22 protein-coding genes are annotated in these 20,771 nt (G+C 67.2%); 19 read left to right on the top strand and 3 right to left on the bottom strand.

Annotated elements, in window-relative coordinates:
- The first annotated feature begins 238 nt into the window (after positions 1–238).
- A complete protein-coding gene (locus V7Q42_RS07620; protein ID WP_333823336.1) occupies positions 239–1,444 on the top strand; it encodes an MFS transporter in 1,206 nt (401 codons plus the stop codon).
- A gap of 133 nt (positions 1,445–1,577) precedes the next feature.
- On the opposite strand, the gene V7Q42_RS07615 is transcribed toward V7Q42_RS07620, so the two are convergent.
- A complete protein-coding gene (locus V7Q42_RS07615) occupies positions 1,578–3,140 on the bottom strand; it encodes a hypothetical protein (protein ID WP_333823334.1) in 1,563 nt (520 codons plus the stop codon).
- Positions 3,141–3,480: 340 nt separating this feature from the next.
- Here V7Q42_RS07615 and gatB point away from each other — a divergent pair, with 340 nt between their 5' ends.
- The 12 genes from gatB to V7Q42_RS07555 all read left to right on the top strand — a co-directional run bounded on the left by gatB (position 3,481) and on the right by V7Q42_RS07555 (position 13,828).
- The gene (gatB, locus tag V7Q42_RS07610) at positions 3,481–4,962 is read left to right on the top strand and encodes an Asp-tRNA(Asn)/Glu-tRNA(Gln) amidotransferase subunit GatB (protein WP_333823333.1); all 1,482 of its coding nucleotides are present in this window, start codon (positions 3,481–3,483) and stop codon (positions 4,960–4,962) included.
- 51 nt (positions 4,963–5,013) lie between these two features.
- Entirely contained in the window at positions 5,014–5,451 is a 438-nt protein-coding gene (locus tag V7Q42_RS07605; RefSeq protein ID WP_333823332.1) for an antitoxin Xre/MbcA/ParS toxin-binding domain-containing protein, read from the top strand.
- A gap of 334 nt (positions 5,452–5,785) precedes the next feature.
- Positions 5,786–6,238, top strand: coding sequence for an RES family NAD+ phosphorylase (locus tag V7Q42_RS07600; protein WP_333823331.1), 453 nt, complete (start codon positions 5,786–5,788; stop codon positions 6,236–6,238).
- Between the two features lie 154 nt (positions 6,239–6,392).
- Positions 6,393–7,163: a motility protein A gene (locus tag V7Q42_RS07595; RefSeq protein WP_333823330.1), complete on the top strand. Its 771-nt coding sequence runs from the start codon at positions 6,393–6,395 to the stop codon at positions 7,161–7,163.
- Positions 7,164–7,181: 18 nt separating this feature from the next.
- A complete protein-coding gene (locus V7Q42_RS07590) occupies positions 7,182–8,042 on the top strand; it encodes an OmpA/MotB family protein (RefSeq protein ID WP_333823329.1) in 861 nt (286 codons plus the stop codon).
- A 16-nt stretch (positions 8,043–8,058) separates the two neighbouring features.
- A complete protein-coding gene (locus V7Q42_RS07585) occupies positions 8,059–8,532 on the top strand; it encodes a GNAT family N-acetyltransferase (RefSeq protein WP_333823327.1) in 474 nt (157 codons plus the stop codon).
- A gap of 136 nt (positions 8,533–8,668) precedes the next feature.
- Positions 8,669–9,361: a glutathione S-transferase N-terminal domain-containing protein gene (locus V7Q42_RS07580; RefSeq protein ID WP_333823325.1), complete on the top strand. Its 693-nt coding sequence runs from the start codon at positions 8,669–8,671 to the stop codon at positions 9,359–9,361.
- Between the two features lie 292 nt (positions 9,362–9,653).
- Positions 9,654–9,923 (top strand): hypothetical protein, encoded by a 270-nt coding sequence (locus V7Q42_RS07575; protein WP_333823324.1) that lies wholly within the window; start codon positions 9,654–9,656, stop codon positions 9,921–9,923.
- A 78-nt stretch (positions 9,924–10,001) separates the two neighbouring features.
- On the top strand, positions 10,002–10,268 hold the full coding sequence (locus tag V7Q42_RS07570; RefSeq protein ID WP_333823322.1) for a hypothetical protein: 267 nt from the start codon (positions 10,002–10,004) through the stop codon (positions 10,266–10,268).
- Between the two features lie 76 nt (positions 10,269–10,344).
- On the top strand, positions 10,345–11,103 hold the full coding sequence (gene surE, locus V7Q42_RS07565) for a 5'/3'-nucleotidase SurE (RefSeq protein WP_333823320.1): 759 nt from the start codon (positions 10,345–10,347) through the stop codon (positions 11,101–11,103).
- A 142-nt stretch (positions 11,104–11,245) separates the two neighbouring features.
- On the top strand, positions 11,246–11,938 hold the full coding sequence (locus tag V7Q42_RS07560; RefSeq protein WP_333823318.1) for a protein-L-isoaspartate(D-aspartate) O-methyltransferase: 693 nt from the start codon (positions 11,246–11,248) through the stop codon (positions 11,936–11,938).
- Positions 11,939–12,286: 348 nt separating this feature from the next.
- On the top strand, positions 12,287–13,828 hold the full coding sequence (locus V7Q42_RS07555; RefSeq protein ID WP_333823317.1) for a LysM peptidoglycan-binding domain-containing M23 family metallopeptidase: 1,542 nt from the start codon (positions 12,287–12,289) through the stop codon (positions 13,826–13,828).
- A 124-nt stretch (positions 13,829–13,952) separates the two neighbouring features.
- Here the strand turns inward: V7Q42_RS07555 and V7Q42_RS07550 are convergent, their stop codons facing one another.
- Both V7Q42_RS07550 and V7Q42_RS07545 read right to left on the bottom strand, forming a co-directional pair.
- A complete protein-coding gene (locus V7Q42_RS07550) occupies positions 13,953–14,486 on the bottom strand; it encodes a DinB family protein (protein WP_333823315.1) in 534 nt (177 codons plus the stop codon).
- A gap of 48 nt (positions 14,487–14,534) precedes the next feature.
- Complete coding sequence (locus V7Q42_RS07545; protein WP_333823314.1) at positions 14,535–15,422, bottom strand: ATP-binding protein; 888 nt, start codon at positions 15,420–15,422, stop codon at positions 14,535–14,537.
- Positions 15,423–15,502: 80 nt separating this feature from the next.
- Here V7Q42_RS07545 and arsN2 point away from each other — a divergent pair, with 80 nt between their 5' ends.
- From arsN2 to V7Q42_RS07515, 6 genes are all read left to right on the top strand, one after another.
- Positions 15,503–15,934, top strand: a complete 432-nt coding sequence (arsN2, locus tag V7Q42_RS07540) for an arsenic resistance N-acetyltransferase ArsN2 (protein WP_333823313.1) — start codon at positions 15,503–15,505, stop codon at positions 15,932–15,934.
- 200 nt (positions 15,935–16,134) lie between these two features.
- Complete coding sequence (gene yajC / locus V7Q42_RS07535; RefSeq protein ID WP_333823312.1) at positions 16,135–16,491, top strand: preprotein translocase subunit YajC; 357 nt, start codon at positions 16,135–16,137, stop codon at positions 16,489–16,491.
- Positions 16,492–16,659: 168 nt separating this feature from the next.
- Positions 16,660–18,264 carry a protein translocase subunit SecD gene (gene secD / locus V7Q42_RS07530; RefSeq protein WP_333823311.1) on the top strand — a complete coding sequence of 535 codons (1,605 nt, stop codon included), beginning with the start codon at positions 16,660–16,662 and terminating at the stop codon, positions 18,262–18,264.
- 65 nt (positions 18,265–18,329) lie between these two features.
- Positions 18,330–19,271, top strand: a complete 942-nt coding sequence (gene secF, locus V7Q42_RS07525) for a protein translocase subunit SecF (RefSeq protein WP_333823310.1) — start codon at positions 18,330–18,332, stop codon at positions 19,269–19,271.
- Positions 19,272–19,288: 17 nt separating this feature from the next.
- The gene (locus V7Q42_RS07520; RefSeq protein ID WP_333823309.1) at positions 19,289–19,681 is read left to right on the top strand and encodes an Mth938-like domain-containing protein; all 393 of its coding nucleotides are present in this window, start codon (positions 19,289–19,291) and stop codon (positions 19,679–19,681) included.
- Between the two features lie 101 nt (positions 19,682–19,782).
- The gene (locus V7Q42_RS07515; RefSeq protein WP_333823308.1) at positions 19,783–20,700 is read left to right on the top strand and encodes a phytoene/squalene synthase family protein; all 918 of its coding nucleotides are present in this window, start codon (positions 19,783–19,785) and stop codon (positions 20,698–20,700) included.
- Positions 20,701–20,771 lie beyond the last annotated feature (71 nt).

Here is a 20,771-nt window from a genome sequence, read left to right as displayed (position 1 = left end):
ATCTCTCGAGGCAATCGTGAAGCTGCGACCGCATATGTTCGATGCATGGAAACCTCCCACGCGGGGGAGGACCGTCCGATCGAGCGCCCTCCCTCCCGCGTTTTCCGCCGATCTCCCCTGCATTCCACGTAGCTTTACGTAGCCGCCGTCCGACATCACAGTGTGCGGCCCGCTTTTCCCCGGAAACTGCGGGATTCGATCGCCGTTCGGCCCCTCGGGGCCGGCCAGGAGCCCCCGCATGACCGCCGCCGCCGATGTTTCGCCGATGACCCGGGCCGCCGAGGAGGGGACGACCTGGTCGATCCTCGTCATGCTGTCGGTGGCGCACATGCTCAACGACACGATGCAGTCGGTCATCGCGGCGTCCTATCCGATCCTCAAAGAGAGCTTCGCGCTCGACTACGGCCAGATCGGCCTCGTCACCCTGTGTTTCCAGGTGACCGCCTCGGTGTTGCAGCCGCTCGTCGGCATCTTCACCGATCGCCATCCGATGCCGTTCAGCCTCGCCTTCGGCATGGGCTCGACGCTGATCGGGCTGCTGCTCCTGTCGGTGGCGCCGAGCTTCGCGATTCTGCTCGTCGCCGTCGGGCTGATCGGCACGGGATCGGCGGTGTTCCACCCCGAGTCGTCGCGCATGGCGCGGCTCGCCTCGGGCGGGCGGCACGGGCTCGCCCAGTCGCTGTTCCAGGTCGGCGGCAATTCCGGGTCGGCGCTCGGGCCGCTGCTCGCCACCTTCGTGGTGCTGCCGTTCGGGCGGGCGTCGGTGGCGTGGTTCGCCGGGCTGGCGCTGATCGGCATCACGCTGCTCACCCGCGTCGGCGTGTGGGGGCGGGAGAGGCGCAAGGCGCGGCCGGTGGGCGCGGCGCGGCCGACGAGCGGGTTGCCGCGGGCCGTGGTGGTGCGCTCGATCGTGGTGCTGATGGCGCTCGTCTTCTCGAAGAACGTCTATCTCGCCTCGATCTCCAGCTTCTACACCTTCTACCTGATCGACACGTTCCATGTGAGCGTGCGCGAGGCGCAGCTCTATCTCTTCCTCTTCCTCTTCGCCGCGGCGCTCGGCACGCTGGTCGGCGGTCCGGTCGGCGACCGCATCGGGCGCAAGGCGGTGATCTGGGTGTCGATCCTCGGCGTCCTGCCGTTCTCGCTCGCCCTGCCGCACGTCGGGCTCTTCATGACGGCGGTTCTGTCGGTGGCGATCGGGCTGATCATGTCGTCGGCCTTCTCGGCCATCCTGGTCTTCGCCCAGGAACTGGTGCCGGGACGCGTCGGTCTCATTGCCGGCCTGTTCTTCGGCATGGCCTTCGGCTTCGGCGGTCTGGGCGCGGCGGCGCTCGGCGAGATCGGTGATCGCACCTCGATCACCACCGTCTACCAGATCGCCGCCTGGCTCCCGGCGATCGGCATCCTCACGGTGTTCCTGCCGAACCTGAAGTCGGCGCGGTGAAGCTGTTCTCAGCCGCACCGCGCCGAGGTTCTCGAACGGGCCGTCGATCGATGCCGAGTCCGGCCGATTCATCGGCTCGCGGCAGCGCACCGTGCCCGGCGGACGAGCAGATCCTGCGCCGCGAAGTTCTCGGTCATGCCGGAGGAACCCGGATCACGACGTTGATGTTCGCGAGCTTGGAGATATCGTCTTCGGAGCGTTTCTGCAGGAACGCCGTCGCCGCGACCGTGAGGTCGGCGACGGCTGTGGCCGCACCGCCGGCACTCCCGGGCCCGACGTCGACGAGTGGAAGGCGAGCGAGCCGGCGGGTCTTGGGGTAGTAGACTTCGACGAGCGTCGTCAGGCCTCGCTCGGTCGCCTTCAGTATACCGTCGACATCCTTGGCCAACCCTTCGGCGATCAACCTCTCGCGGCGAAGTGAAACGCCGAAGACACTGCTGTTGGTCTGAACGAGTTTGAATGCCGGAGTTCCGGTTCCCTCGTCCATGTCGTCACCCTTCCCGAAATACGTCGCTTTTCCGGAGAACACGCCGTTGCCCTCCTGCGGCTCATCCCGATCTTCGAGGAGTTCGGCATCGGGGAGCGAGCGATCTCTCCAGCAGTAACCTTCCTGTGATACGGACGTGCTGCCGCCCCTGCGAGACCGCGCCTGTCTGGCGATGCGAGGATCGCCGAGAGATTTGCCGTCCCGTCGCGCCGACAGGGTCTCTTCGGCAACGATGTCGGAACCGTCTGCGGTCTCGGTGATCGTTCCGGTGAGTCCGGTCGTGCTCGAACCTCCCGTCCCGTCTTTGGTCTGCGACTTGGCGGGGGCGGTGCGGAACGGTTTCGTCGCCGCGTCGGTCACGTGGGCGATGAACGACAGAGGTTGCACTTCGACGACGGGCATCGAAAGCGCGACCAGATCGACGCCGAACGTCGAGAGGATTTCCTCGATCTTCGCTCCCCAGCTTTCCAGATCGAAATGCTGGGGGTCGTCGTGATCGCCGAAACCGATATCCAGAACACAATGGAAAGCCGGGATGAGCCAACTGCCTCGCCTCACCGAGGCGACGACGTAGAGGAGCGCGAGAGTTCGGTATTGCGCATCCGTGAAACCGGGGACGGGCGAGTCGATGTCGGAACTTCCCGGTCCCATACGCGGTTGGACGAGCTCATGGTGCAGGAAAAGTCCTCTGAAGAGCTTATGATTCGGCTTCGTCTCGAATTTGGTCGCCCGCCAAGGTGTCGTGTACAATCTGTCGGTCCGAGTTCCACCCAGTCGATTTATGTAGATATGGGTCAATTTGTCAGGGAAGGATGAGAGATCGTTTCCCTTCCACCCCTCGCCGTCGATGTCGACATTGTCGAAGTTCTTTCCCGGGCCGAGCTTCCAACTCGTATCGTGGATGACGAAGTAGAGCGCTTGACGGGCCGCCGGATTGTTGGTGTCGGCGCGGGACACCGGATCGAACACCGAACCTCCGACGTCGGCTTGGTCGACACTTTCGGTTTCCAGGTAAGTCGCCAATTGCTCGCGCGTCGGGAGGCCCGGCGCGGATGGGGACATGAGCCGTTCGAGAACCGTGGGCAACACGGCGGGAGCGTCATCGACATCGCCGCCGCGACGAACCGTTCTCAGGAGGCCACGGGCCTGCTCGAGCGGTGTTCCCACGAACGACAGGTTCGGTAGATCGAATGCGGTCGGCTTGTTCATGGAATTGGTCCTCCCGACATCTTTTGTATGAACAGGTCCCTCGGGACGAACGACACTCTGCACGCGAGAAATCGGGTTGCACAATCAATTTCATGTTTTCAAAGGATGTGGCTCGCGGGCCTGTCGACTCGGGCGACGGCCCCGGAGCCCGGGGAGCGGAACGGGCCTCGGACGCCACCGCGATTTCGAAGTCGGGCAGCCGTCGTCACTCGTCCACGGCATGACGAGTGCTCGACACGGGTGCATCTCAACGCGGTGGAGACGTCCGTTCCGGCTTGAACGAGCCGGCGATCCGCTCTACCCAAGGAGCAGCGTTCCGTACGTCCGTTCGAGGGAAGTCATGACCATCGCAGCTCGCACCGCCAAGCCGTCGCAGTTCGTCAAGGGCGCGACCGGCGACTGGGAAGTCGTCATCGGCATGGAGGTTCACGCCCAGGTCGCCTCGAACGCCAAGCTGTTCTCCGGCGCCTCGACCGCCTTCGGCGGCGCGCCGAACGACCACGTCTCCCTCGTCGACGCGGCGATGCCGGGCATGCTGCCGGTGATCAACGAGGAATGCGTCAAACAGGCGATCCGCACCGGCCTCGGCCTCGAGGCGCAGATCAACTTGAAGTCCGTGTTCGATCGGAAGAACTATTTCTATCCCGATCTGCCGCAGGGCTATCAGATCTCGCAGTTCAAGAGCCCGATCGTCGGCGAGGGCACCGTGCACCTCGACATGGAGGGCGGCGAGACCGTCGAGGTCGGGGTCGAGCGTCTGCACCTCGAACAGGACGCCGGCAAGTCGATCCACGACCTGTCGCCCACCTCCACTTTCGTCGACCTGAACCGCTCCGGCGTGGCGCTGATGGAGATCGTGTCGAAGCCCGACATGCGCTCGGCCGACGAGGCCAAGGCCTATCTCGGCAAGCTCCGCACCATCCTGCGCTATCTCGGCACCTGCGACGGCGACATGGACAAGGGCAACATGCGCGCCGACGTCAACGTCTCGGTGCGCAAGCCCGGCGGCGCGCTCGGCACCCGCTGCGAGATCAAGAACGTCAACTCGATCCGCTTCGTCGGTCAGGCGATCGACTACGAGGCGCGCCGCCAGATCGGCATCATCGAGGACGGCGGCTCCATCAAGCAGGAAACCCGCCTCTTCGATCCCGGCAAGGGCGAGACCCGCTCGATGCGGTCGAAGGAGGAGGCGCACGACTATCGCTATTTCCCCGATCCGGACCTGCTGCCGCTGGAGTTCGATCAGGCCTACGTCGACGCGCTGAAGTCCGGCCTGCCGGAGCTTCCCGACGCCAAGAAGGCGCGCTTCGTCGCCGACTACGGTGTCACGCCCTACGACGCCATGGTGCTGACGCTGGAGCGCGCTTCGGCCGACTTCTTCGAGGAGGTGGCCAAGGGCCGCAACGCCAAGACGGCGGCGAACTGGGTGATCAACGAGCTCTTCGGCCGCCTGAACAAGGAAGGCAAGGGCATCGATGCGAGCCCGGTCTCGGCGGCGCAGCTGGGCGCCATCATCGACCTGATCGAGGACGGCACCATCTCCGGCAAGATCGCCAAGGATCTGTTCGAGATCGTCTGGACCGAGGGCGGCGATCCCAAGCAACTCGTCGAGAGCCGCGGCCTCGAGCAGGTCACCGACACCGGCGCCATAGAAAAAGCGATCGACGCGGTGATCGCCGCGAACCCCGACAAGGTCGAGCAGGCCAAGGCCAAGCCGACGCTCGCCGGCTGGTTCGTCGGTCAGGTGATGAAGCAGACCGGCGGCAAGGCCAACCCGCAGGCGGTCAACGAGATCCTCAAGGCGAAGCTCGGGCTGGAGTGAGCTTGCGTTCACCGAGATCGTGCCGGATGATCCTGGTCGGAGGTGCGTGAGATGCTCGTCAGACCGAAAGAGATCGCCGACGTGCTCGGTGGGCCGGCCGTACTCGGGCGAACCGTGCGCGATCTCGGTGATCTAGACGACGTCGTGCGGGCCGGGTTGCCCTTCGGGGCACTCGACGCCCTCGAGACTCGCCTGCCGCCGACCGGAGGACGCAAGGCATCTCCTGTCCGTTCGGTGGTGCGCCGTCGCGCGCGGGCCGCGGGCCTCGACGTGCTGACTCCGACCGAAGGCGAAAGGGCAGGGCGTGTCGCCCGGCTCGTCGCCATGGCGACCAAGGTCTTCGGTTCACCGCAAAGGGCGACCGAGTTTCTCACCAAGGCTCACGCTCGTCTCCACGACCGTACGCCGCTCGAATGCCTCGTCACCGACATCGGTGGGCGCGAGGTCGAGGAGATCCTCAACGCGATCGCCTATGGGCTGCCGGCTTGAAATAAACATGGCGAGCCTACTCGGTGGCAAGAAAGATGCCGGGGAGTGTTCCGTAAATTGCCGGCGCTCAGAGATCGAATAGGAAACCGTTATGCGGGCGCTTAGTTATGCGGCTTGGCCGAGTGTCGTAGATGCGCTCATCTTTTAATTAAAACAAAGGCTTGTTGGGTGCGGAAAGACCTGGGTTGACGATCTTTGCTGTTGAGCGACGATAATGCCCCTCTATGGGATTCGCAGCGCCTATTCAGCTAGGATAATTGGCCATGTGCAAAGCAGTTGTTTTCGTTACTTCCAAGAGATGAGTGATCTCGCTCTTGGTTGGAGGGGAAGCTACATGCGCCTCTACCGGATCGGCTCGTCTCTCTATCCCCTGTTCGACGGCACCGGTGCCATGCTGCACGGTGGTCGGTGGAACAGCGCTGGATCTCGAGCTATCTATTGTGCCTCTTCCCTCGCAGCTGCCCAACTCGAGACGTTGGTTCACGTCGGACGTGCTTCGCCTCCGACCAACCATACCCGGATCTCGATCGAAGTTCCCGACGATATCGCCGTCACCACCATCGAGAGACACGCATTGCCGCCGGGATGGGATCATCCGACGGCCACAGACGTCTCCCAATCGATCGGTGATGATTGGTTCTCGTCCGGTCGAACCGCGATTCTCCGCGTTCCCTCAGTCGCAGCCGCCGAGGACCACGTTTGGGTGATCAACCAGGATCATCCCGATTTCGCCCGAATGACGGCCTCGCCGCCACAGCCACTCGTCTGGGACCCCCGCCTCTTCTGAGCGGTCTCCACCCGCGTCGACCGCACCGCCTCCTCGTCGAACATGGTCAACGTCGACCGCCTCGCGGTAACCCTTCCTTACCTTTGTTCGTCGACACTTCGCTGCGAGGCAGGCCCCGGTCCGTGGGGACCGGCCGTCTGTGAGCGAGTGACCCATGGACATCGCGACGTTTCTCGGCATCGGTGGCGGCTTCGGCGTTCTGGTCGTCGCCATCTTCCTGGAGGGCTCCAAGCTCTCCATGTTCATGGACCTTCTGGCCACCAACGTCGTCATCGTCGGTGCGCTCGTCACCACCATGGCGCGCTTCACCATGGGTGGCTTTCTCGCCGCCATGGGCACCGGCCTCAAGGCGGTGGCCTTCAATCACCACGTCTCGGCGCGCGACATGATCGAGAAGATCGCCGAGCTCGCCGACATCGTCCGCAAACAGGGGCCGCTCGGTCTCGAGGCGGTGGAGATCGAGGACGAGTTTCTCGCCAAGGGCATGCGGATGATCGCCGACGGCTTCGATCTCCACATCATCCGCGAGACATTGGAACGCGAGCGCGATCTGCACATCGAACGCCTGGAGGACGCCAACAAGCTCTTCAACTTCATGGGCAATGCGGCGCCGGGCATGGGCATGGTCGGCACCATCATCGGTCTCATCTCGATGTTCGCCCACATGGACGATCCCAAGAAGATCGGACCGGGTATGGCGGTGGCGCTGCTCACCACGCTCTACGGCGCGGTCATGGCCAACGTCGTCGCCCTGCCGATCGCCGACAAGCTGCAGATCAAGGCGCTGGAGGAGAACGTCAACTTCACCCTCGTCATCGACGGTGTGTTGATGATCCGGGAGAACAAGAGCCCGGCGGTGATCCGCGACATGCTGATCTCGTACCTGCCCAACAAGCATCGCGCCGCGATGGAAGAGGCCGCCTGAGGCGGGGGACCCTGAGCGATGGCGAAGAAGAAGGGACACGGCGGCGGCGGCGGACACGGTGGCGCCTGGGTCATCACCTTCGCCGACCTGATGGCGCTGCTGATGGCCTTCTTCGTCATGCTGCTCGCCTCGGCCAGTCAGGACAAGCAGAAGCTCGCCGACGCCTCCGGTTCGCTCAAGGACGCCTTCGGCGTGCAACCGATCCCGCGCACCGCCGGCATGATCGAGCGTGACGGCTTGCCGGTGCGCCGGTTCATCAAGGCCTCCGGTCCTGTCGACAAGAAGCTCGACGCCGAGACCTCGGCGACCCGGAACGACAGCCACTCCAAGCAGGGGCCCGAGGCCAACACCCACGATTTCGAGCAGGCGAACCAGGAGAAGCCGAGGCAGTTCCTCACCGCCGCCGCCTCGCTCAGGCAGGCGCTGCAGGACATGCCGGAGATCTCGGAAGTCTCCAAGCACGTGATGTTCGAGGAGACGGAAGAGGGGCTCAACGTCCGCATCGTCGACCAGGACGGTCGCTCGATGTTCCCGGAGAGCTCCAAGCAACCCTACGAGTTCACCCGAGCCATCCTGGCCAAACTCGCACCGGCGCTGGCGCGGCTGCCGCATCGGCTGCGAGTCACCGGCCACACCGCCGGCGGTACGCGCTGGGCGGGGCGGGGGCCGTCGCCCTGGGATCTGTCGTCGGGGCGTGCGGTGGCGGTCGAGGAGATCCTGGCGGGGTACGGCGTGTCGTCGGACCGGTTCGACGGGGTGGTCGGCAAGGCCGACGTCGAGCCGCTCTTCCCCAACGAGCCGATGCTCGCCGCCAACCGGCGGGTCGACATCCTGCTCGTTCACGAGGCGCCGCCGATGCCGCCCGGCGGCATCGAGTGAGGGTGCGCGACGGGTGATGGAGACGAGCGATCCGATCTTTCGCCGGGCCCGCCGCGACGATCTCGACGCGCTGATCGTCCTCTTCGCCGCCGATGCGCTCGGCGGGCACGGCGACACCACCGACCCCGACGCGCGACCGGCTTATGCGGCGGCGATGGAGACGATCCTCGCCTCGCCGTCGGATCGCCTCTTCGTCGGCGAGACCGACGGGCGGGTGGTGGCGACGGCGCAGCTCACCTTCGTCACGGCCCTGCCGCATCGCGGACGGCGGCGGGCGATCGTCGAGGCGGTGCAGGTCGTCGCCGATCGGCGCGGGCTCGGCATCGGGGCGAAGCTCATCGCCTTCCTCGTCGAAGAGGCGCGCGCCGGCGGCGCCGGTGTCGTCGAACTCACCTCGAACGCGGCGCGGCTCGATGCGCACCGCTTCTACGAACGCGTCGGCTTCACGAAAAGTCACGTCGGCTTCAAACTGCCGCTCGATCGCGGCTGACGGCGACCGGACCTCTGGACCGGGATGAGCGTCGGCCCCATCTTCGAGGAACGCTCGATGCCGCCCGCGACGGACGGCGGTTCTCGGCTTCGCCGGGAGACCGAGCGATCGCCCAGACGTCCGCGGAGACCCACCCATGCCCGCTCCCATTCGCCTCTACTACTGGCCGACCCCCAACGGCTGGAAGATCTCGATCATGCTCGAGGAACTGGGGGTGCCCTACGAGGTGATCCCGATCGACATCCGCAAGGGCGACCAGTTCGACCCGGCCTTCCTGGAGATCTCGCCCAACAACAAGATGCCGGCGATCGTCGATCCGGACGGACCGGGGGGCGAGCCGATCTCGGTGTTCGAGTCCGGCGCCATCCTGCTCTATCTCGGCCGCAAGTACGGAAAGTTCTATCCGCAGGAGGAACGCGCCCGAGTGCAGGTCGAGGAATGGCTGATGTGGCAGATGGGCGGGTTCGGGCCGATGCTCGGACAGAACCACCACTTCGCCCTCTACGCGCCGGAGAAGATCCCCTACGCCATCGACCGCTACCGCAACGAGACACATCGCCTCTACGGTGTGTTGAACAAGCGCCTCGAGGGCCGCGACTTCATCGCCGGCGACTATTCGATCGCCGACATCGCCACCATCGGCTGGTCGACCGGCTGGGAGAAGCAGGGCATCGATCGCGCCGAATTCCCGAATTTCGGCGCCTGGTTCGATCGCATGCTGGCTCGCCCGGCGGTGGCGCGGGGCTTGGCGCTGGCGGGTGAGATGCGGACCGATCTCTCCAACGACGAGGCGGCTAAGAAAGTGCTGTTCGGCCAACGGGCGCGCTGAGATCTCGTCGAGACGAATCGGCGCTTCGAAAGAGAGCCTCGGGATTCGCGGTGAATCGTTTCTTGCCGCGCATTCCGGGGCTCCCTTGCGTCATCCTTGATTTCATTGCCGGAATCGGACTGGAAAGGTGAATCGAAGATTGAATACACCATTCGTTTTCGATTCGGAGACCGTTGGTTAAGCATCATATTTTACTCGAGTTTTAATGATCGGCGGCAGTATTTCCACATGGAGGCCGGACGAATACGCTGATCCGGCGGGACGAAAAGTCTACAGGATGTGGGAGAGTTCGATGGCCCGTTTCGAGATCAACAGCGCCGAAGTCGCCGCGATGGGCCATCAGGCCATCACCGCCGACGTGTTCTTCCGGATGGGGGTGGATCATTCGATCGGCCGCGGCGTCGCCGCCGACATGATCGCCGCGCACAAGTGGTTCAACCTCGCCGCCGCGCAGGGCAACGCCGAAGCGGCGCGCTGGCGTCAGGAGATCTCGCAGGAGATGTCCGCCGCCGAGATCGCCGAGGCGCAGCGCCAGGCGCGCGAATGGATGACCCGCCACTGAGCCGATCCGCACCGGAGCCGCGTCGCGCCGCCGCGTCGCCGATCCGAGCGCCCGGCTCCCGCCCGGGAGGAGCGCATCATGGGATCATCTTCCGAACGAATCGCCGCGATGGTGACGTTGATCGTCTCCGGCCTCCTCGCCGTCGCCGCCACCGGTGGTCTCGTCGCCGACGCCTGGCGTGCGGTCGCCGCCGAGATCCAGGGTTTCGAGAGCCGGGGCGGGTTCGCCACCTGGTTCTGGCTGGTCGTCGCGGTGAGCGCGACCGCGGCGGCGCTCGGCGCCGCCCGCCGACTGCGCGATCTGCGCGCCGGCGTCGGCGAAGACGAGCCGATCCTCTGGATCTGAGGGCGCGCGACGCCCCGTCCGCTTGCCCCGCTTTCCGCCGCCATGCTACCCCGGACGCATTCCCCGGGAGGCGGCGATGCGGATTCTCATCACCAACGACGACGGTATCCACGCGCACGGCCTGCGGGTGCTCGAACGCATCGCCCGAGAGCTCACCGACGACGTCTGGGTGGTGGCGCCGGAGACCGACCAGTCGGGCAAGGCACATTCCCTGTCGCTCTCCGATCCGCTGCGGCTCCGCAAGATCTCCGATCGCCACTTCGCGGTGCGCGGCACGCCGACCGATTGCGTCATCATGGGCGTGCGCCACATCCTCGACATGAAGCCCGACCTCGTGCTCTCCGGCGTCAATCGCGGCGCCAACGTCGCCGACGACGTCACCTATTCGGGCACCATCGCCGCGGCGATGGAAGGGACGCTGCTCGGCGTGCCGTCGGTGGCGCTGTCGCAGGCCTACGGCTGGGCGGAGGGGGCGGAAGTGCCCTGGGCGACGGCCGAGGAGCACGGTCCGGCGGTGATCTCGCGCCTGCTCGAGGTGGGGATGCCGGTCGGGACGCTCGCCAACGTCAACTTCCCGGCGCGTGCCGCCAAGGCGGTCGCCGGCATCGCGGTGACCACCCAAGGGGCGCGCAACGACGCCACCATCGGGGTCGAGCCGCGCGTCGACGGCCGCGGCAACCCCTACTACTGGATCTCCTATCGGCCGCAGGCGACGCAGCCGGCGGGCGGTACCGATCTGGCGGCGCTGGCGGAGGGCTTCGTCTCGGTGACGCCGCTGCGCCTCGACCTGACCGACCACGGCACGCGCCAGTCCTTCACCCACGCCTTCCGCTGATCGATCGCGGAGCGTCGGTGGCCCTGCGCCGCGGCGGACGCATGGCGGCGATGCGTCGCGGGGCGGCGAGCGGTAACCGAACGCCAACCATTGGCGGGCTAGTCGTCGGCTTTCCGCGTCGCCGTGTGTCGGAGGTTCCTCGATGGCTGGTCGTTTCGCCGCGCCGCTGCGCCGCGCCGAGATCTCGCTGGCCGAAACCGACCGCATCGCGCTCGCCCGTCTCGTCCTGGCGCTGTCGCAGAAGGGGGTGCACGATCGCCGTATCCTGGCGGCGGTCGAGCAGATTCCGCGCTCGCTTTTCGTCTCGGCGGAGTGGCAGGCCAAGGCGCTGGAAGACCGGCCGGTGGCGATCGAGTGCGGCCAGACCATCGACGCGCCTTCGGCGCTCGCCTTCATGTATCAGGCCGCCGGCATCGCCCCCGACCATCGCGTCCTCGAGATCGGCACCGGGTCGGGCTACGGCACGGCGCTCATCGCGTCGCTCGCCGCCAAGGTCTACACGGTGGAGCGCTTCCGCACCCTCGGTGAACTGGCGGCCGAGCGTTTCGCCACGCTGCATCTCGACAATGTCGTCGCCTCGGTCCACGACGGTTTCGAGGGCTTCGCCCGCAACGCGCCGTTCCATCGCATCGTCGTCGACGGGGCGATCGAGGTGCCGCCGCGGGCGCTGCTCGATCAACTAGCGCCGCAGGGCGTGTTGATCGCCGCGGTCGGCGTCGCCGGACGACCCCAGGTGCTGACGCGCTATGTGCGTCGCGACAAGGGGCTCGACATCGAGCCGGTCGGCGAGGTGCGCCGCATCGCGCTGGTCGCCGGACGCGCCGCCGCGCTCTGACCACGTTCCTTCGGCATGCTCGCCTCGCGGTTCGGTGGTCGTCCACCGAGATCGAGGTGTTTCGTCGCCGGCTTCGAGGCCGTCCTCCGTTCACCAGTTTCGCCGCGCCGGCCGCCCGACGGATGCGCCGTCGTCAACCATGTCGATCCGCCGCCGGCGATCGGCGAAGGCGGCATCCACGGCGGAAAACCGCCGCCGCGTCGAACGTTCACGACGGTCCTCGACATCGTCTGCGACAGGAAATTCACCGATCCGGCGCGTCGCTTAAGCGTTTGTCAACGTTACGAGCGCTTCAATGGGAGGCAAGTGAATGGGCGAGTTGTCGCCTCGAACGGCGTGAGTGTTGCGATGCGTGTTCCGAACCTCGATCTGCGGTCTCGCAATGTGTCCCGAGTGGCGTTGATCGTCTTCGCGGCGGCCGCCGTGGGCGGGTGTTCCAACGATACGGGACGCTTCGGCGGTGATCCGGTCTACACCGGTTCGACGCCGAACCAGCGCGCCATCCTCGGGCAGGGGCAGCCGCAACCGGCCTACGGTCAGCCCGCCTATGGCCAGCCCGCCTATGGCCAGCCGAGCCGGGCGCCGGCCGGTGGCTGGCGCAACGTCGAGACGACCGGTTCGATCGCGCCGACGGCGCAGCCGGTCGCCCGCCAGGATCTCGCTCCGCCGCCGGTTCAGTCCTATGCCGTCCAGACTCCCGCGCCGCAGGCGCCGCGCGTCGCCGCGGCCGGCGGATGGACGGCGGTCGGCGGAACCTATGTCACCGCCCAGCACGGCGACACGGTCGACAGCCTGTCGCGCCGTTACGGCGTGCCGGCCAATGCCATCGCCCAGACCAACGGCTTCTCGGGTCCGGGAATGCTCCAGCCGGGCCAGCGCGTGCTGTTGCCGGTCTATTCGGCGAGCCAGCCGACGCCGGCGCCGATCGCCGCCGGTCCGGTCCAGGCGTCCGCTCCCGCCCCCGCCCCGGTGGCCGCGCCGGCTCCGGCGCAGCAGGTGCGCCAGATCCCGACGTCGAAGCCGATGACCACCGCGTCGGTGCCGGCGGCGCCCAAGGCGCCGACCCCGGCGCCGCTGCCGACCCCGAAGTCCGCCGCCGCGCCCGCCCAGGACCATGGCGGCGTCAAGCTGGTCGGCGACTACACGGTGAAGAAGGGCGACACGCTCGCCTCCGTCGCCAAGACCTACGGCGTTAGCGAGAAGTCACTGAAGGAGCGCAACAATCTGAAGTCGTCGAGCCTGCAGCCGGGCCAGCATCTGCTCCTGCCGGCGGGCACCAGGCTGATGCTCAAGACGTCGCAGGCTCCGGCCAAGGCGACCCAGCCGGAAGCTCCCGCCGCCGCGCCGGTCAAGGAGGTGGCCCAGGCGCCGGCCGCGCCGGTGAAGACCGCGACGATCAAGCCTTCGGCGCCGACGCCGTCCTCCACCGCCAAGATCGATCAGAGGGCGGCCGAGACCATCGCGGTCGCCCGTGAGCCGGCGGTCGAGGAACCGTCGGGTTCGGCGACGCCGGGCTCGTTCCGCTGGCCGGTGCGCGGTCGCGTCATCTCCGAATACGGCTCCAAGGCCAACGGCGAGAAGAACGAGGGCATCAATCTGGCGGTGCCGGAGGGAACCTCGGTCAAGGCCGCCGACGACGGCGAGGTCATCTATTCGGGCAACGAGCTCAAAGGTTACGGCAACCTCGTGCTGGTCCGCCACAAGAACGGCTACGTCACCGCCTACGCCCATGCCTCGGAACTGCTGGTCAACCGCGGCGAGAAGATCTCGCGCGGCCAGATCATCGCCCGCGCCGGCGCCACCGGCTCGGTGAGCCAGCCGCAGCTCCACTTCGAACTGCGCAAGGGCCAGAAGGCGATCGATCCGAAACCCTATCTCGCCTCCAACTGAGGCGACCCGAGCTCCCGACACCCGAGGAGGCCACTCGGGTGTCGGGGGATCAGAACGAGACGACCCCGGATCGCAAGCGGTCCGGGGTCGTCTTCGTTTCGGGGCGTGGGTGCACGCGAAGCGCTCAGCCGACTTCCGGGACCAGCATCAGGAGGTCGGTGACGCCGACGTCGATGCCGGCCTGCGAGAACAAGGTCGTCGCCTGACCGCGGTGGTGGGTCTGGTGATTGAAGAAGTGGGTGAGCACCAGCCCGAAGGACTTCACGAAAGGCTGCCCCTTGGTGCTGCGATAGGCGAGGGGAAGGTCGAGGCCGGCATCGTCGAGATCGGCGACGAAGGCCTCGATCGAGCGGTCGAGCAGGTCGCGGCGCTCGCGCAGGGGCGCGAGCTCGCCGAACTGGATCGCGTCGAGCGAGGCGGGCGTCGGCAGGTCGAGGACGGGTGCGAGGGCGGCGGCGGCCGGATGGGCGGCGAATCGCTTCAGCCACAGGGTGTCGCCGACCACCAGATGCTCGAAGGTGCCGAGGATCGAGCCGAAGAAGGCGCCTCGGTTCTCCGTCAACGCCTCGCGGGACAGGCCGGCGGCGGCGTCGTAGAGGCGGGTGTTCATCCAGGTGTTGTAACGCGCCAGCAGGCGGAACTGGTCGATCCACGACATCGGAGTCTCCTTCACCGGGGCGGCGCGATCACCGAGGGAGCGCTCGCCTCAGAGCGTCTTCCCCAGGCGTCCCGCCAGATCCTGCACGTATTGCCAGGCGGTGCGGCCGGAGCGCGCGCCGCGGGTGGTCGCCCATTCGAGACTGTCGCGCACCAGTTCGGCGTCGTCGATCGTGAGCCCGAAGTGGGCGGCGTAGCCGCGCACCATGGCGAGATAGTCGTCCTGGGAACACTTGTGGAAGCCGAGCCACAGACCGAAGCGGTCGGAGAGGGAGACCTTCTCCTCGGTCGCCTCGCTCGGGTTGATGGCGGTCGAGCGCTCGTTGTCGATCATGTCGCGCGGCATGAGATGGCGGCGGTTCGAGGTGGCGTAGAAGACGACGTTGTCCGGCCGCCCCTCGATGCCGCCCTCGAGCACCGCCTTCAGCGACTTGTAGGCGGTGTCGCCGGCGTCGAAGGAGAGGTCGTCGCAGAAGACGACGAAGCGCAGGGACGTGCCGGAGAGAAGCCCGAGCAGCACCGGCAGGCTCTCGATGTCCTCGCGATGGATCTCGATCAGCTTCATCGGCGGCCGACCCTCGGCGACGAGCGTCCGATTGACGGTGGCGTGCGCCGCTTTGACCAGCGACGACTTGCCCATGCCGCGGGCGCCCCACAGCAGGGCGTTGTTGGCCGGCAGGCCGCGGGCGAAGCGCTCGGTGTTGCCGACGAGCTGGTCGCGGGCGAGGTCGATGCCCTGCAGGAGCGTCATCTCGACCCGGTTGACCCGTGCGACCGGGGCGAGCCTCAGGTCCTTGGCCGACCAGACGAAGGCGTCGGCGGCGTCGAAGTCGGGGGCGACCGGCGCCGGCGGCACGGCACGGGCGATGAGAGCGACAAGCGCGTCGAGCTTGGCGGCGAGGATCGCGAGATCGGAAGGAGAAGTGGTGTCCGCCACGTCGTAGGCTCCGCTGTTCGGCCGGGATGTCGCGATGTAGCATGTCGCGGTGTCGCCGAGAACGCCCGCCGGAGGCCGCCATGCTGCGTGAGATCCCCGCATCCGATTCCCGCTTCCGTGCCGCGCTCGTCGCCGAGAAACTCGTCGTCGCCGATCTCGGCGGGGCGAACCAACGATTCTTCGCCTGGGAGGACGACGACGGCCGCGTCGTCGCCCATTGCGGACTGGAAGGCACCGGGCCGGACCGCTTGTTGCGATCACTGGTGGTGATCCCGAGCGAACGCGGCAAGGGGCTCGCCATCCGCATCGTCGCGGCGCTCGAGCATCTGGCGCGTACCGCGGGCGCCCGCCGCCTCTGGCTGCTGACCGAAAACGCCGGACCGGTGTTCGATCGACTCGGGTGGTATCGCGCCGAGCGCGACAGCGCACCGGTGGAGATCGCCCGATCGGCGCAGTTCGCGGCGCTCTGTGCCGCCTCGGCGGTCTGTATGGTGCGCGATCTCGGGGGGTGAAGCGGCGGTTCGCGGCCGGCTCGGCGGCGGCGACGAGCGCTCACCACGCGTGTTTGCAAAGCGGCGGTCACTCGATATAGTCCGCCCGCGCCGCGACGGGACCCCGTTGCGGTATCGGATTCCGACGCCCACATGAGACCGACCGCCGTGTTCCGGGCCGCCGTGTTTCGGGCGAACCCGCCGCTCCCGAGGAGACCTCGATGTTCGTGACCCCCGCCTTCGCTCAAGGTGCCGCCGCCGCTCCGGGCGGAACCGGCGACATTCTGATGTCGCTGGTGCCCTTCGTCTTCATCCTGGTGATCATGTGGGTGATGATCATCCGCCCGCAGCGCCAGCGTCAGAAGGCGCACGAGGAGATGGTGAAGAACCTGCGCCGCGGCGACATCGTCGTCACCTCCGGCGGCATCATCGCCAAGGTGACCAAGGTCGTCTCCGACGCCGAGGTCGAGATCGAGATCGCCGAGGGCGTCAAGGCGCGGATCGTGCGTGCCACGGTGGGCGAGGTGCGCTCCAAGGGCGAGCCGGCCAAGGCCGGAACCGCCGCCGCCAACGACTGACGCCGCCCCGCGGCGTCGGCCGGATATCTCCGACGCCGCGAAGCGGCGTGTGCCGGAAATCTCCGACGCCGCGAGGCGGCGTCTGCCGGCGTCCTTCCGCCACGCCTTCCCGCAGCCCGGATCCGGGCAGCGCCCCTCGGGGGATCCGAGGACCGAGGACGAGTTCCGATGCTCCATTTCCCGCGCTGGAAGATCATGCTCATCGTCGCCTCCATGGTGGCGTCGGTGGTCTTCGTGATCCCCAACTTCATCTCCCGCGAGACGCTGTCGGGCCTGCCGAGCTGGCTGCCGCATCGCCAGCTCACCCTCGGCCTCGATCTCCAGGGCGGTGCGCATCTGCTGCTCGAGGTGGACACCGCCGCGATGGTGAAGGAACGGGTGGAGGTGCTGCGCGACGACATGCGTCGGGTGCTGCGCGAGGACAAGATCGGCTATTCCGGCCTCGGCGTGCAGGGCGGCACCACCGTCCAGGTGCGCATCACCGATGCGGCGCAGGTCGAAAAGGCCGAGAAGAAGCTGCAGACCATTCCTCAGAAACTGTCCGACGCCCTGTTCGGTGGCGCCAACGTCGTCGACGTCGAGATCGCCAAGGAGGAGGGCGGCGTCTTCCGCCTGAGCCTGACCAAGGCCGGTCTCGAGTATCGCGGTCGCCGCGTCGTCGAGCAGTCGATGGAAGTGGTGCGCCGCCGCGTCGACCAGCTCGGCACCACCGAACCGATCATCGCGCGTCAGGGCGACAACCGCCTGCTCGTCCAGGTGCCGGGCCTCCAGGACATCGACCGGTTGAAGGACATCCTGCGCCAGACGGCGCGGCTGACCTTCCACATGGTCGAGGCGAGCGGGCCGCAGGTGCTGGAGGGGACGCGTCCGGCCGACACCGACGTGCTCTACAGCCACGAGGACCCGCCGGTTCCGGTGCTGGTGCAGCGTCGCGCCATGCTGACGGGCGAGGAACTGGTCGACGCCCAGGCCGGCTTCGACAGCCGCACCTCGGAGCCGATCGTCACCTTCCGCTTCAACACGTCGGGCGCCCAGAAGTTCGCGTTGATCAGTCAGCAGAACGTCGGTCGCCCCTTCGCCATCGTGCTCGACAAGGACGTGATCTCCTATCCGGTGATCCGTGAACCGATCCTCGGCGGGTCGGGGCAGATCTCGGGCAATTTCACCGTCCGCGCCGCCAACGACCTGGCGCTGCTCCTGCGCGCCGGCGCGCTGCCGGCCGATCTGACGATCGTCGAGGAACGCACCGTCGGCCCCGGCCTCGGCGCCGACTCGATCGCCGCCGGCAAGCTCTCCGTCGCCATCGGCACGGGGTTGGTGGTGCTCTACATGATCGGCAACTACGGGCTCTTCGGCATCTTCGCCGACATCGCCGTGGTGCTGAACGTGGTGATGATCATGGCGATCCTGTCGGTGCTGCAGGCGACGCTGACGTTGCCCGGCATCGGTGGCATCGTGCTCACCATCGGCATGGCTGTCGACGCCAACGTGCTGATCTACGAGCGCATTCGCGAGGAACAGAAGCTCGGGCGGTCGGCGATCTCGGCGATCGACGCGGGCTTCTCGCGCGCGCTGGGCACCATCGTCGACTCCAACCTGACGACGCTGATCGCGGCGATCGTCATGTTCTTCCTCGGCACGGGCCCGATCAAGGGCTTCGCGGTGACCCTCGGCATCGGCATCCTGACGACGCTGTTCACCGCGGTCACGGTGACCCGCCTCATCGTGGCGCTGTGGGTGAAGAAGGTGCGACCGACGCGCATTCCGATCTGACGTAGACGCTCCGCCGCGCCCCGCTCGACGGGACGCGTCCGCAGACACAGGCAAGAAGGTGAGAGATGAAGCTCATCAGTTTCATCCCCGAGAACACCAAGATCCCCTTCATGGGGGCTCGGTTCATCACGTTCCCGCTGTCGATGGCGCTGGTGGCGCTGTCGCTCCTGTCGGTGGCGATCATCGGTCTCAACTACGGCATCGACTTCGTCGGCGGCACGGTGATCGAGGTTCGTTCGAAGGCGGGTCCGGCGGATCTCGGCAAGATCCGCACCGAGCTTTCCGAACTGCAGATCGGTGAGGTGCAGGTGCAGGGGATCGGGGCGCCCGAGGACGTGCTGATCCGCGTCGGTCAGCTGGAGGGCGGCGATCTCGCCCAGCAGGCGAGCGTCGACAAGATCAAGGCGGTGATGGGCGACGGCTACGACTACCGCAAGGTCGAGACCGTCGGCCCACGCGTCTCGGCCGACCTGCGCCGCGACGGCTTCATCGCGGTGGTGGTGTCGCTGGGCCTGGTTCTGGTCTATCTGTGGTTCCGCTTCGAATGGCAGTTCGCCGTCGGTGCCGTCGTCACCACCATCCACGACGTGGTACTGACGCTCGGCCTGTTGTCGATCGTCGGGATCGGCTTCGATCTCGCGGTCATCGCGGCGATCCTGACCATCGTCGGCTTCTCGCTCAACGACACCGTCGTCATCTATGACCGCATCCGCGAGAACCTGCGCAAGTACAAGAAGATGGCGCTCCCCGAGTTGATCGACGCGTCGATCAATCAGACCCTGGCGCGCACCATCCGGACCTCGACCACGGTGTTCCTGGCGGTGTCGGCGCTGCTCATCTTCGGTGGCGAGGCGCTGCGCGGCTTCAACTTCACCATGCTGATCGGCGTGGTGATCGGCACCTATTCCTCGATCGTGGTCTCGGCGCCGGCGCTCATCTTCCTCAACCTGCGCGCCGGCGGTGGCAAGGGCGAGGACAAGGCCGAAGCGGCGCCGGCCGGCGCCTGATCGCCGGGAGCGGTGCCATGACCTCGGATCGCCCGGACGCCCACCTGCCGCGGCCGGTGGAGATCGAGAGCTACGGCCGGGGCGGCTTCCGCTTCGTCGGACTCGACGGTCTCGCCCATCGCGGCTCGCTCCTGGCGTTGCCGTCGGGCATGTGGGCCTGGGGCGCGGTGACGGCGGCCGATCTCGTGCCCGAGATGTTCGAGCGGGTGGTGGCGGAGGCCGCGGCCTTCGACATGCTGCTCGTCGGCACCGGGCGCGAACTGCTGCCGCTGCCGGCCGCGCTTCGCGAGCATCTGCGCGCCGCCGGGGTCAGAGCCGATCCGATGGCCACCGGCGCGGCGGTGCGGACCTGGAACATCCTGCTCGGTGAACGGCGGCGCGTGGCGGCGGCGCTGTTGGCGGTCGAGTGAGCGAGGAACCGGGCCTCGGCGATGCGGGTTCTTCCCGGCTATCGTGCGACGGGGAAACCGGCGAAAGTCCGCCGCCGCTGGAAGAAGTCCGTCGCCGCCCCATGTATGCCGCCATGTCCTCCGCCGACGTCCCCGCCGGGAGCCGCCTCGAGACCGCCTACGACCTCGTCGAAGCTCACGTGCGCCGGCTCGACAAGGACCGCTGGCTCGCCGGTCTCTATGCACCGGAGGAGCGGCGGTGCCATCTCTATGCGCTCTATGCCTTCTCCGCCGAGATCGGCCGGATCCGCGACCTCGTCTCCGACCCGCTGCCGGGCGAGATTCGCGCCCGATGGTGGATCGACATGTTGACGGGCGAGCGGCGCGAAGAGGGCGCGGCCCATCCGATCGCCGCGGCGCTTCTCGACACCATCGATCGCTTCTCGCTGCCGGTCGAGGACTTCGAGCGCTTGATCGAGGCGCGGATCTTCGATCTCTACGACGAGGCGATGCCGGATCTCGCGGCGCTCGAAGACTATTGCCGCGACACTACGGCGACGCTCATCCGCCTCGCCGCACGCGTCCTCGCCGACGGGCGGGATCTCGGCGTCGACGAGGTGGCCGGCCATGCCGGCGTCGCCTACGGCCTGACCATGACGATGCGCGGTCTCGCGCAGCAGGCGGCGCGTGGACAGGTGTTCCTGCCGCTCGACGTGCTGGCGCGCCACGGCCTCTCCCGCGACGACGTCCTGGCCGGCAAGTGCGGTCCGGCGCTCGTCGCCGTGCTCGCCGAACTGCGCGTCCGCGCGCGCGAGGAACTCGAGGCGACGCGCCGGTTGATCCGCACCATTCCGCCGGAGGTGGCGCCGGCCTTCCTGCCGGTGTCGCTGGTCGACCTGTGCCTCTGCCACATGGAGCGACCGGGCTTCGATCCCTACCGCAGCCCGGGGGAGAGCCCGCAGTGGCGCCGGCAGTGGCGGCTGTGGCGGGCGGCGCGCCGGGCGCGCAAGGCGGCGAAGCGCTTCTGGCGTCAGATGTGAAGCAGCGCCGAACGATGTGATGAGACCTGTGCGCGGTTGGACCATCATGTTGATTTGATGCGTTTAATGTG

This window comes from Pinisolibacter sp., from assembly GCF_036782435.1.
Taxonomy (GTDB): Bacteria; Pseudomonadota; Alphaproteobacteria; order Rhizobiales; family Ancalomicrobiaceae; genus CALBKH01.
Note: the sequence above shows the minus strand (reverse complement) of the source record. Positions and strands in the feature narration are given on the sequence as shown.

Bases quoted from the DNA above. Each gene is read 5' to 3' on its own strand.
- V7Q42_RS07575 (WP_333823324.1), top strand. From the start codon at position 9,654: ATGGCCCGTTTCGAGATCAACAGCGCCGAAGTCGCCGCGATGGGCCAT.
- V7Q42_RS07580 (WP_333823325.1), top strand. From the start codon at position 8,669: ATGCCCGCTCCCATTCGCCTCTACTACTGGCCGACCCCCAACGGCTGG.
- arsN2 (WP_333823313.1), top strand. From the start codon at position 15,503: ATGCTGCGTGAGATCCCCGCATCCGATTCCCGCTTCCGTGCCGCGCTC.
- V7Q42_RS07515 (WP_333823308.1), top strand. From the start codon at position 19,783: ATGTATGCCGCCATGTCCTCCGCCGACGTCCCCGCCGGGAGCCGCCTC.
- V7Q42_RS07570 (WP_333823322.1), top strand. From the start codon at position 10,002: ATGGGATCATCTTCCGAACGAATCGCCGCGATGGTGACGTTGATCGTC.
- V7Q42_RS07590 (WP_333823329.1), top strand. From the start codon at position 7,182: ATGGCGAAGAAGAAGGGACACGGCGGCGGCGGCGGACACGGTGGCGCC.
- surE (WP_333823320.1), top strand. From the start codon at position 10,345: ATGCGGATTCTCATCACCAACGACGACGGTATCCACGCGCACGGCCTG.
- secF (WP_333823310.1), top strand. From the start codon at position 18,330: ATGAAGCTCATCAGTTTCATCCCCGAGAACACCAAGATCCCCTTCATG.
- V7Q42_RS07520 (WP_333823309.1), top strand. From the start codon at position 19,289: ATGACCTCGGATCGCCCGGACGCCCACCTGCCGCGGCCGGTGGAGATC.
- yajC (WP_333823312.1), top strand. From the start codon at position 16,135: ATGTTCGTGACCCCCGCCTTCGCTCAAGGTGCCGCCGCCGCTCCGGGC.
- V7Q42_RS07620 (WP_333823336.1), top strand. From the start codon at position 239: ATGACCGCCGCCGCCGATGTTTCGCCGATGACCCGGGCCGCCGAGGAG.
- V7Q42_RS07560 (WP_333823318.1), top strand. From the start codon at position 11,246: ATGGCTGGTCGTTTCGCCGCGCCGCTGCGCCGCGCCGAGATCTCGCTG.
- gatB (WP_333823333.1), top strand. From the start codon at position 3,481: ATGACCATCGCAGCTCGCACCGCCAAGCCGTCGCAGTTCGTCAAGGGC.
- V7Q42_RS07600 (WP_333823331.1), top strand. From the start codon at position 5,786: ATGCGCCTCTACCGGATCGGCTCGTCTCTCTATCCCCTGTTCGACGGC.
- V7Q42_RS07615 (WP_333823334.1), bottom strand. From the start codon at position 3,140: ATGAACAAGCCGACCGCATTCGATCTACCGAACCTGTCGTTCGTGGGA.
- V7Q42_RS07595 (WP_333823330.1), top strand. From the start codon at position 6,393: ATGGACATCGCGACGTTTCTCGGCATCGGTGGCGGCTTCGGCGTTCTG.
- V7Q42_RS07550 (WP_333823315.1), bottom strand. From the start codon at position 14,486: ATGTCGTGGATCGACCAGTTCCGCCTGCTGGCGCGTTACAACACCTGG.
- V7Q42_RS07555 (WP_333823317.1), top strand. From the start codon at position 12,287: ATGCGTGTTCCGAACCTCGATCTGCGGTCTCGCAATGTGTCCCGAGTG.
- secD (WP_333823311.1), top strand. From the start codon at position 16,660: ATGCTCCATTTCCCGCGCTGGAAGATCATGCTCATCGTCGCCTCCATG.
- V7Q42_RS07605 (WP_333823332.1), top strand. From the start codon at position 5,014: ATGCTCGTCAGACCGAAAGAGATCGCCGACGTGCTCGGTGGGCCGGCC.
- V7Q42_RS07585 (WP_333823327.1), top strand. From the start codon at position 8,059: ATGGAGACGAGCGATCCGATCTTTCGCCGGGCCCGCCGCGACGATCTC.